The sequence below is a fragment of the Pseudoalteromonas sp. SR45-6 genome, assembly GCF_014163545.1.
GTDB classification, from domain to species: domain Bacteria; phylum Pseudomonadota; class Gammaproteobacteria; order Enterobacterales; family Alteromonadaceae; genus Pseudoalteromonas; species Pseudoalteromonas rhizosphaerae.
Window position 1 is genome coordinate 1 of the sequence record NZ_JACJDM010000208.1, and the last position, 361, is coordinate 361.

The 361-nt window shown below is 53.5% G+C and carries 1 protein-coding gene; it reads right to left on the minus strand.

Annotation, left to right across the window (positions count from 1 at the left end; all coding sequences use genetic code 11):
* A partial coding sequence (locus H5158_RS22940) for an Ig-like domain-containing protein (protein WP_220491414.1) occupies positions 1–361 on the minus strand: 361 nt, incomplete at both ends.

Consider the following 361-nt stretch of genomic DNA (forward strand, 5'->3'; position numbering starts at 1 on the left):
ACACTGACACTGGCATTGGCTTCTGCGCCAGAGCCGGTGATCAATACACTGCCATCTTCTACAGCATTGATCCGGCCATCAACCTCAATCGGGGTGGCAATCGTTAAGGCATTCGGTGCTGCGTTATCTAAAATCACTGAGGTGCTGGCTGCAGTTGAGGTGTTACCCGCCGCATCACTTTGTGTGGCGCTGACGGTGAGCGTGCCATCATTAAAGCTGCTGACATCAAACTCACGACCACTGATAGTCCATGCCCCAGAGCCATCAGCCGTCACAGTACGCGATTGGTTATTCGAACCATCGCTGATAGTCACACTGACACTGGCATTGGCTTCCGCCCCAGAGCCGGTGATCAATACAC